Source organism: Paenibacillus sp. 1-18 (assembly GCF_000520755.1).
In the GTDB taxonomy this organism is placed as follows: domain Bacteria; phylum Bacillota; class Bacilli; order Paenibacillales; family Paenibacillaceae; genus Paenibacillus; species Paenibacillus brasilensis.
In genome coordinates, this window is the sequence record NZ_ASSB01000037.1 from 1 (window position 1) to 10,451 (window position 10,451).

At 49.4% G+C, this 10,451-nt stretch carries 2 protein-coding genes; both read right to left on the reverse strand.

Going from position 1 to position 10,451, the window contains the following annotated elements; all coding sequences use genetic code 11:
• A partial coding sequence (locus L693_RS0102435; RefSeq protein WP_025715904.1) for a type I polyketide synthase occupies positions 1-5,361 on the reverse strand: 5,361 nt, incomplete at its 3' end.
• Between the two features lie 31 nt (positions 5,362-5,392).
• Positions 5,393-10,451: SDR family NAD(P)-dependent oxidoreductase (locus tag L693_RS0102440; RefSeq protein WP_025715905.1), on the reverse strand; the 5,059-nt coding region annotated here is incomplete at its 5' end.

Here is a 10,451-nt window from a genome sequence, read left to right on the forward strand (position 1 = left end):
CTTCAAGTGATGGACCGTCTTTTCACGCAGCAGATCTTCTCTCCGGCCGGATTCTGCCTTTTTTGCTGTGGAGGAAACGATGGCCCCCTCTGATCCCTTCACCTGATCACGAGTTGCTTTGCCGCTTTGTTCGAGCTGCCCCTCCATGACCATCATTTTGCTGACTAGCTCTATGTCTCCTTCGATCACCATGACCTGATTCGATATACAGGCTATGCTTTGGTACAGGGCATTAATTCCGGTCTCTGTCCTCATCGCATACATGCCCACCTTCTGCATGGCCTTCTCCGTTTCCTGGTCAAGCCGCATGCCGCCATCCTTCCATAACGGCCAATTGATGGACAGCGTTTTGCCTATACGCTCCTTTGAGGATACCAAGATATTGCGGTACCAGGCATATGCGTCCATAAAGGCATTCGCGGCAGCATAGTCAGACTGACCTGCATTGCCACCCACTCCCGAACCTGACGAAAAAAGAATAAAGAAGTCAAGAGCGATGTTCTTACTGGCTTGGTCCAGGTTTACCAATCCGGCAACCTTAGGCGCCAGTACTGCCCTGAATTCCTGGCTAGTCTTTTTAATAATGTAGTTATCCTGAATTATTCCAGCACTGTGCAGGATCCCGTTGATTCCGCCGTATGTCTGCCTGATATTTTCAATTAAGCCAACCACAGCTTCCTTCCGCGTGACATCCACCTGCCTGTATTCCACCCTGGCGCCCAATGCCTTCAATTCCTCCAATGAGGTCTGCTTGTCCTGTTCCAGTAGGGAACGTCCAGTAAGTACCAAAGTCACTTCCCTGGCCTGACGTGCAATCTCTTTAGCAAAAATAAGACCTAAACCCCTTGCACCTCCGGTAATCAAATAAACCCCGCAGTTTTTCCATGGAATTCCCGCTGTCTCCGACGGTGGTATTTCTACTTTGCTCCAGACCGGGACCCAACGCTTGCCCTCTGCAAATCGGATGCGGCTGTCCTCAGGATGTCGGCTGCTCGTCTTTAGGATTTCGATCAACCCTTCTGTTTTTTTTGTCCCCTCTACCTCAATCAACTGACCGTGAATCTTTGGATTTTCCTTTTGCGCAGTTTTGAGTATGCCAGACAGTCCAGCGAAGAGCAGCTTTTCATTTTGAGGCATGGTTACAATCTGCACCAGCACCTTGCCTTTGGGCTTGTCATTCAGGATGCCTTTTATGTTCTCGAAAACCTGGACGGCATACATTTCGAAGCGCCGATCGGCTTCCTCCATGCCGGATTGCAAAGTGATGCATTCCACTCCTGGAAAGAGGGCCCCAAGTTCTTCCGCAGTAATGGTATTGGTTTCGCAAAGCATGACCACGTGTCGTTCGTAGATGGGAGCCATCGGGTTATCGGAAGCCGCCTGTTCTTTCCAGCAGGGCTGTAGCATTATTGCAGCGGGTGTATTCTCACAGGTGTCGGCTTCCTTGCAGGAGTCTCCTTTTATGCGCTCGCAGACCTGGCCTGCCTCGTCACGCAAATCAATGACATACTTCTGCGTTAACTCCTGGCCACTAATGGTTGAATTAGAACTTTGCTCAGAAGGTACGAAGGTGTTTTGATACAGTAATGGATGCAGGTGTGCTGCCGCGCCGTCGGCGGGCTTTCCTTCATCTACATCTATCCAATAGCGCTCTCTAGCAAAGGGATATGTCGGTAAAGGGATACGGCGGGGCTGGACATCACCGTAAAGTCTGCCCCAGTCCATATGGGCACCATCGGCCCACAATTCTGCAATTCTGCCGTATTTTTCTGCTAGAATCCGCAAATCAACCGTTTCATCCAGCACTTCCTCCCCTGAGACCCTATCCAGGCTCTCCTTGTCCCGTTTGGCCTGTCCCCGGTAAAGCTGTGCAATATTCTGTCTTCCTCCAATAAATTCCATAAGTTTGTTTCTGAGTTCCTCCACTGACTCAACGACCACAGCGAGGCGCTCCTCCATCGCCTCGCGCCCTGTCTGCAAGGTATAAGCCACATCCACCAGATCGTGATCGAAGAACCCGTTCCGATCCATTGCCGCAGCCAATTGACTGGCCTGCTCTTTCAAGGCTCCGTCACTCTTTGCCGACAGAACAATGACAACCGGTCTTTGAGGGGTAAAAGAAGTCTCGAAGTCATCCTGTTCTGCAGGAAGGTATTCCTCAAGGACGATATGGGCATTGGCCCCCCCGGCTCCAAAGGAAGATATCCCAGCAATTCTCGGGTATTCCCGCTTCTCGCCGTCTTCCTCTACTATTGGGCGCTCCCATTCAGAAAGCCTCTGCTGGACTACAAATGGGGTTTTGGCAAAGTTTATATTGGAGTTCAGCTTTTGGGAATGCAGGCTGGGGACAATTTTCCGGTTTTTCATTTGCAGGATGATTTTGGCAATGCCTGCAATCCCTGCGGCCGCCTCCAAGTGGCCTATGTTTGATTTTACCGAGCCGACAGCGCAAAACCCCGTGTCCTGCGTATCTTTTCTGAATGCCTGGGTAAGCCCGGTGATTTCAATAGGATCGCCAAGTTCTGTCCCTGTACCGTGGGCTTCAATATAACTGACTGCCCGGGCATTTACGCCTGCTTTATCAAAAGCCTCTCTGATCAGTTCGCCCTGCGCTACCGGGTTAGGCACGGTATACCCGTTTGTTTTTCCTCCATGGTTGATACGGGTTCCCCGAATAACCGCATAGATATGGTCCTTGTCGGCAATGGCCCGTGATAAAGGTTTGAGCAGCACGACCCCCGCACCTTCGCCAGGGACAAATCCATTCCCGCCTTCCCCAAAGCTTTTGCACCGCCCCTCAGGCGATAGCATTCTCATCGTACTGAGAAAGATATAGCTTGAAGGATGAAGATATAAGTTGACTCCTCCTGCAACGGCCATCTCGCATTCACCGTTATAAATATGCTCACAGGCCTCATGGATTGCAGTTAATGAGGAGGAGCACATGGTATCAATTGGCATGCTGGGCCCTTTTAAGTTCAAGAAATACGATATTCTGTTGGCTACCGAACTGAAGGAGGTGCGCGGAAAGACGGGGTGTCCTTGTTCCCACAGCTTTGGCCCGTATAAATTGAAGCCCGTTCCGGTAATTCCTGCAAAGACGCCAATCCGGCCATGATACTGGGCTGCAAGCTGCTCCCTGCTATATCCTGCATCCTCGAAAACCTTCCAGCATTCTTCCAGGAATATTCGCTCCTGAGGATCCATACTCATCGCTTCCCGGGGAGATATATTAAAGAAGAGCGGATCAAAATCTGCAAAATCCTCCACAAACCCTCCACTTTTGCTATAGCTTTTGCCCTTCTCAACAGCTTCCTTTATGTCGGGACAGTAGAAACCTTCTCTCTTCCAGCGTCCCGCAGGGATTTCGGTTATACAGTCTTTGCCCTGTTCCAGATTGCTCCAGTACTCTTCCATATTTTTGGCCTGCGGATATCGTCCGCTGATACCAATGATGGCTATTGGCTCGTGTTCCACACGGCCTTTGTCAGTAGCCGTGTTGCGGACACGATGATGATGTTTTTCTTCCTTGGGCAAGGTCGACAAAGATAATTCGCTGGCCACATCCAGGGCTGCGGAGATGGAGACGAACTTAGCTTTCGGTTTTTGCTGGCTTCCGAGTCCTGTCCACCGTACGCATTCCTTGTGATAATCAGCAATAAAATATTCGGCCACTGCCTCCAACGTCTGGTATTCATAAAACAAGGTCATGGATATTTCCCCAAAAATACCCTGCAGCTTTTGATTGAGCCTTGTAATCATGATGGAGTCTATGCCATAGCTCTCCAAAGGCTCACTGACATCAATCTTGTCAATACTCAGCTTGGTGACTTCTCCAAACAACAATTTTAGCTGATGCAAGGTTTTTTCCAGAAGCAGCTGAAGAGTCACCTCCGAAGAAGCTGACTCTTCAACGTGTACCTTCTCCTGCGGTTGAGGCTCCAATATATGCTTTCTCAATCTGGATAACTCACCTTCTATGACCAATACCTGATTTAGACCAGCGGCCAGACCATCATATAAAGCCTTGACGCCATTTGAAGACTGCATGGCTACCATGCCAATATTTTTCCAAGCCTTCTCTGTATCATCGTTTACTTGCATCCCTCCATCCTTCCAGAGCGGCCAATTGACAGACAGCGTCTGCCCTTTACGCTCCTTGGAGGCTGCAAGGCTGTTTCGATATGAGGCATAGGCATCCATAAATGCATTAGCGGCAGAATAGTCGGCCTGACCAGGGTTGCCCATAATTCCTGCTATTGAGGAAAAGAAAATAAAGAAATCAAGGTTTTGCTCCTTGGTGGCCTGATCCAGGTTCACCAGTCCGGCAACTTTTGGCGCCAGTACTCCCACGAACTCTTCCTGTGTCTTATGAATAATAAAACGATCCTGTATCACTCCGGCACTATGGAGGACACCATCAAGGCCTCCGTACTCTTCCCTGATCTCAAGGACCAGTCTGGAGACCTCTTCCTTCCGGGAGATATCTACCTGTCTATACTCAGCGCGGGCACCCTGCGCCTTCAATTCCTCTAATATGGCCTGCTTGCCTTCGTCCGGCATCGAACGGCCTACAAGAACTAGCGTAGCTTCCCTGACACGCCGGGCGATATCCTTTGCAAAAACAAGCCCTAGACCTCCTGCGCCGCCCGTAATCAAATAAATCCCCCGATTTTTCCAAGGCGCTCTTCCCGTTGTCTCGGGGGGATTCATCTCGTTCCAGCCGAGAACCAGACGTTTACCATCCTCATACCATATCCTTTTATCCTTTGGATATTGGCTGTTCTCATTCAGCTTCTCAACCATGCCTTCCAGACCTGAAGATTCCAACTCAACGAATTGACCTACAATTTTCGGATTTTCTTTCTCGGCGGCCTTTAGCAATCCCAAAAGTCCTACGAAAGGCTGCTGCCCGCTTTGCGAGGAAGCTGCAATCTGTATCAATACGCTGCTTCTGAGGTTCTCTTTGAGAATCTTTTGCACTTCCGTAAGCAGTTGGAGGGCATAGGCCTGAAAGCGCTCATCCATACCACTTTGGCTGGCATGCAGCTTGATGCATCGGGCTCCTTTCATGAGCGCTTCAATGCTTCGTTCCGAAATATGATCCAGCTCACAAAGCACCACCAAACGCTGGCTAAATTCAGGGGCTGCCACTGTCTGGAAAGCAACTTGCTCCTTCCAGACAGGCTCTAGCATAAGGACTCCCGCATCTGGAAGGGACCTTGTAGTCCCTGCTCCGCTATGCGTGATTCCATGTGAAGGCATTTGAGCTTGAAATTGACGTATCCTGAGAATGGCATCCTCTTTCTGCATCCGTCCGCTTTTTACCTCGCCTAGCATATATTGAAAAAAGTCCTTCATCTCCTATTGCCTCCTAGCACGTAGAAACTTCTCATTTACGTATTAATATATTGAGGATTTCACTAGCGGCCTCATCCACAGACATGGTGTCGTTCATCATTTCATCCAAGAGTCTGCCGTATAATATATCATCAAAGTCTACATTGCTTTCATTGTGTGGTAGTAATGCATGGGCTTTTAATTGATCCTTGCTTTCAGAAGTCCAGTAATGCTCTCTTGCGAATGGGTAGGTGGGCAGACTGATCCGGCGAGGTACCTTCCCTGTGTAAAGTTTATTCCAATCAAAATTGATCCCTTTAGCCCACAGCTCCAGAAGCTTGGTATATTTCTTTTTGGAAATCCAAAGATCGATCATTTGTTGCAGGTCTTCGTCCCTCGAAAAAATGGTCAACGATTCTTTGTTGCGTTTGGCCTGTCCCCTGTACAGGTTGAGCATGTTATGTCGTCCATCCACAAACCCCTTTAATTTCTCCTCAAGTTCTGCGGTAGATTCCACAAGCACGGCTAAACGCTCCTCCATCGCTTCGCGCCCCACCTGTAGCGTGTAGGCAATATCCGAGACACTAGCGGAGGATAGCTGACCCTGAAGAGCCTCCAGCAGTTGCCGCCCCTTTTCCTTCAACTGCTCCTCACTCTTGGCTGACAGCACGATCATGGCAGATCCCCGGGAAGCGGATCCTGTTCCAGACTGCTCCTGGTACTCAGGAATGTACTCTTCAATCACGATATGGGCGTTAGCCCCTCCTGCACCGAAAGACGATATTCCAGCCCGCCTTGGGCATTCTTCTGTGATTCCACCGGTTGTCACTATCGGCCGCTTCCATTCCTCCAGCCTTTGCTGAACGACAAAAGGCGTATTGTTAAAATTAATTTCAGGATTCAAATTGCCTGCATGCAAGGATGGTACTAACTGGCGGTGCTTCAGCTGCAGCAATATTTTGGTCACCCCTGCAATGCCTGCCGCGCTCTCACAGTGACCAATATTGGATTTGACCGATCCTATGGCGCAGAACTGCTTATCCTTTGTAAACTTTTCAAATGCCCTTGTCAGTCCTGCAATTTCAATAGGATCTCCCAAAGCCGTACCTGTTCCGTGGGCTTCAATATAGCCGACTGTCCTTGCATCGACATCCGCACGCTGGAGCGCTTCCTCAATCAGCCAGGATTGAGCTTGAGGGCTAGGCACTGTATAACCGCTGGTTTTGCCTGAAGCATTGAGCATACTCCCTTTGATGACTCCATAAATATGGTCACCATCGGCAATGGCCTTCTCCAGCGGCTTCAACACGATCGCGCCGACACCTTCTCCGTCAACGAAACCATCTGCTTGATCTCCGAACGACTTACATTGACCCGTTTTAGAAAGCATCGTCATAGATGAGAGCTTGATATAGTGGATAGGGTCTACAATCAAATTCACTCCCCCGGCAATAGCGCACTCGCTTGTCCCGCTAAACAGGCTGTCCATAGCCAAATGGATAGCCGTCAATGAGGAGGAGCAGGCGGTATCTATGGACATACTCGGACCTTGGAAATCCAGATGATAGGAAACCCTGTTGGAGATCGAATTGTACTGAGGTCCCAAACCGTAATTTCCGTTCATCACGCCTGCAAATACACCCACTTTTCGACTATCGCAAAGATTGGCAGGAGTATACCCAGCGTCCTCTATACTTGCATATGCTGCTTCCAGGAATAGTCTTTCCTGCGGGTCCATGGTTTCGGCTTCCGCAGGAGAAATCTTGAAAAATAGCGGATCGAATAAATCAATGCCTTCGATAAAACCGCCCCATTTTGAATAGATTGTGCCCCTCTTCCCTTTTTCCTCGTCAAAGTATGCCTTCCAATCCCAACGGTCTTCAGGAATTTCAGTTATACAATTTTTTCCTTCTCTTAGATTGTTCCAATACTCCTCGATATTACGAGCTCCCGGGTAACGTCCTGACAACCCAATAATCGCAATATCTCTGACATTGGAGGACTGTGCCGCCATACTTTTCATCTTGCTGTCAGAAGGCTTAAGGAAACGTCCTCCCCGGTTAAACTTCATCGGTGCATTAGCAAGTGATGGCGGGACAGGGACCTCTTCAACACTGGAAATTTCTCCGTCCAACTCCTGTTCTTTTATTCCTACCAGCTTCTTCAACGAATCCTTTTGCGTTTGAAGAAGGTACGCTACTAGATCATCTATGGTGTTGTACTCAAAAAACAGCGTGCTGGCAAAATCCTCGATGACTTCACGCAAAATATTTGTGATTTGCACAACCAATATCGAGTCAATTCCATACTCTTCCAGGGAAACCGTTGGGTCGATACTTTCCGGTTCCATTTTTAGCGTCTCGCCAAGCAATTGTTTAAAGTAAGCCGTACTTTTCTCACGCAGCACATGTTCCACCTCTGCTTGTACTGCCTCTATTTTGGGTTGAGATGGTTGTTTCGCCGATACCGTTTCCACGGTTCTTTTCTCTACCGATATGGATCCCTGTTTGTGCTGTCGCTTTTGCCGAACCAGGCCATCGCTTTGGGCTGCGACGATCTGCTGGCCCCACTCATGTGCCTCTTGCGCCGGGAAGAACGCTGTGCGGAAGCCTTCTTGGGTCAATACGGATTTCCATATTTGAGGCTGGAGACCTGGGCAGCCGGGAATACGCAATTCCGGGTCCTCATACGCCCACCAGCCATCCAGTAATCCGAAGGTAAGGTGGGTAAACACGCTGCTGCCTGTGATTTCATTGAGCAGGAGCAATCCGTTGCTTTTCAAAACCGCTTTGGCATTACGTACCGCCTGGCGAACATCTTTTGCGGTATGAAGTACATTAGCGGCAATGACAATATCATACTTACCCGGCTCAATACCTTGCCCGGCAACAGGTTCTTCAACATTAAATATCCGATAGCTGAGATACGAATGATCCGGCCCATACTCTTTTTCCGCGTGCATCAAAAAGGCTTTCGAGATATCCGTATAGCAATATTCCTGAATGTGCTGGCGATATGGCCGTAATTTCAGAAATACCGGCGCACTGGTTCCTCCGGTGCCCGCTCCGATTTCGAGAATTCTGATTTTCGTAGCGGAGTCGGCCATGATCCTCTCCTGTACATACGCCGCAGTCGTATCGGCAAGCACTTCATTAAAGTAGTCCACTACCAGATTGTTCTTATAAATCCCTTCCACCAGTTCCATAGAAGAATCAGGGAAGATAATTTCCGTTGCAGGCAATTTCCCAGTAAGAACTTCCGGTAAAGCCCGCAGCGTTGTCTCAGCCAAATTGATCCTTGCCCTCATCTGCGGATATTGCAGCCATGTACGCTTGCGCTCTTCCCATTCCTTCCAAACATCATCTCTATCAGTCAAGCTGGAATCTCTACCTGAAAGGTCGTAATCCATGCGTGTCAAAATCTCCATACTCTCTTTCAGCCATTTGCCATACAGCACAGGGAGTTCAAGCTTATTGGCGAGCTCTTCGGCAGACTGATGATCTGTCCCTGATAGCCCCATGGACAAAAGTTGCGCTCGTAACAGCCTGCACAGAAGATGTTCCATTTCCCTTTCCTGAAGGTCGCCAGCATCCTCTGCGGCATAGTTTTCGGTAAAATGACTTTTTGATGGTAGGGCTGCAACAATATTTTCCTGCATATCCCGCAGATCCGGATCAGCATTGTGCGGGTACAGGTCAACGGCTTCCGTCGGGTTAATTCCTTCCATCTCCAGATGTCTTGTTGTTTTCATAAGCCCCATTTGGTCCATCGGTGAGGCAAGAAGCATCTCAAGCGCCTCCATCCCCTCCTGCGGATCTATGAGCCCAACACCGATTTGCGCCAGTCTGGAGTAATTTTCTACCTCTTGCTGCCCGTCTTTGGAGGCATGGCTTTCACCGCTCCCCCAGTATCCCCAATTCATGACCTTCACCGGGCAATGCCAATCCTGCGAAAGACGATGCGCAAACGCGTCTTTAAAAGCACATCCGGCAGCATAGCTGCTTTGTCCCGGGTTTTTTACATAGGTAATCATGGAAGAGAAAAACAGTACAAAATCCAGCGGCTCATTTTGAAAGACTTGGGCCATGCGTACACTTACATCAACCTTGGCTGAAAGCCCTGACCGGAGCTCTTCCTCCGTTAAATCTTCCAGCCCCTTCTCCAAAAATGAAATGGCAGAGTGGACCACGCCGTTTATTCTGGAGTACCGCTGCTTTATTTCCTCATACGCCCGCTGCAGCGCCCTTTCGTCTGCTACATCCGCCGAGATATAGCATGGAACAGGTCCCAGGCCTTCAAATCCGTCCAATTGGGCCTGGATAGACGCATCCTTTTGCCTTCTGCCCAGCCACACAATTTGGGCCTGGTAGGTATAGGCCATATACTTGCTCCAAGCCTCTCCGATATTGCCGGCGCCCCCGATGACCACATAGACGCCTCCGGTTTTGCAAAGCGTCTGTCCTTTTAATCCAGAAGTCTGCTTGAATGGGATCAGATGCTGACGGTACCACTGCCCGTTCCTGAAAACCCACATCCGTCCCTGCCGGTCGGAGGGCAGCATAAATATATCGGATAACGGCCAGCCATCATCGGATTGCAGGTCCATGATACGGATTTTCCAATTCGGATATTCTTTGGCCATGGTGCCTACCAGCCCATGGAGACTCGCATGAGTCGGGTTGACTGTATCGTCCTGATCCATCGGCTGAGCTTGGGTGGTTATCGTTGTCCAGCCTAGCTTTTTCGTTCCATACCCCAATAGAAGCATCGCTTTGACCATTCTAAAGAAGAGAAGGACTCCTTGCACCTGTTCCTTGATCAAGGATTCGGCCGTCACCGATTCGACGGAAACGTTGGGTGCAATCCACAGAATATGATCAACGGCTCCATATTCTTCTACCTTTGAGGCAACTGTTTCTATGGAATCGTGCGCTTGAAGCTCCAAAAAATGCGCCCCAGGATAATGTGCCCGAATGGCCTGTCTGTCGTAGTCAGTGCCACCTGCAATGACCAAGCGGTCTGTCGACGACGGGGAAACGATATTTTTTTGTATAACAGCCGGGTCCCATTTCGGGATAAGCATTACAGATCCTACAAGCGGATCGGCGGGC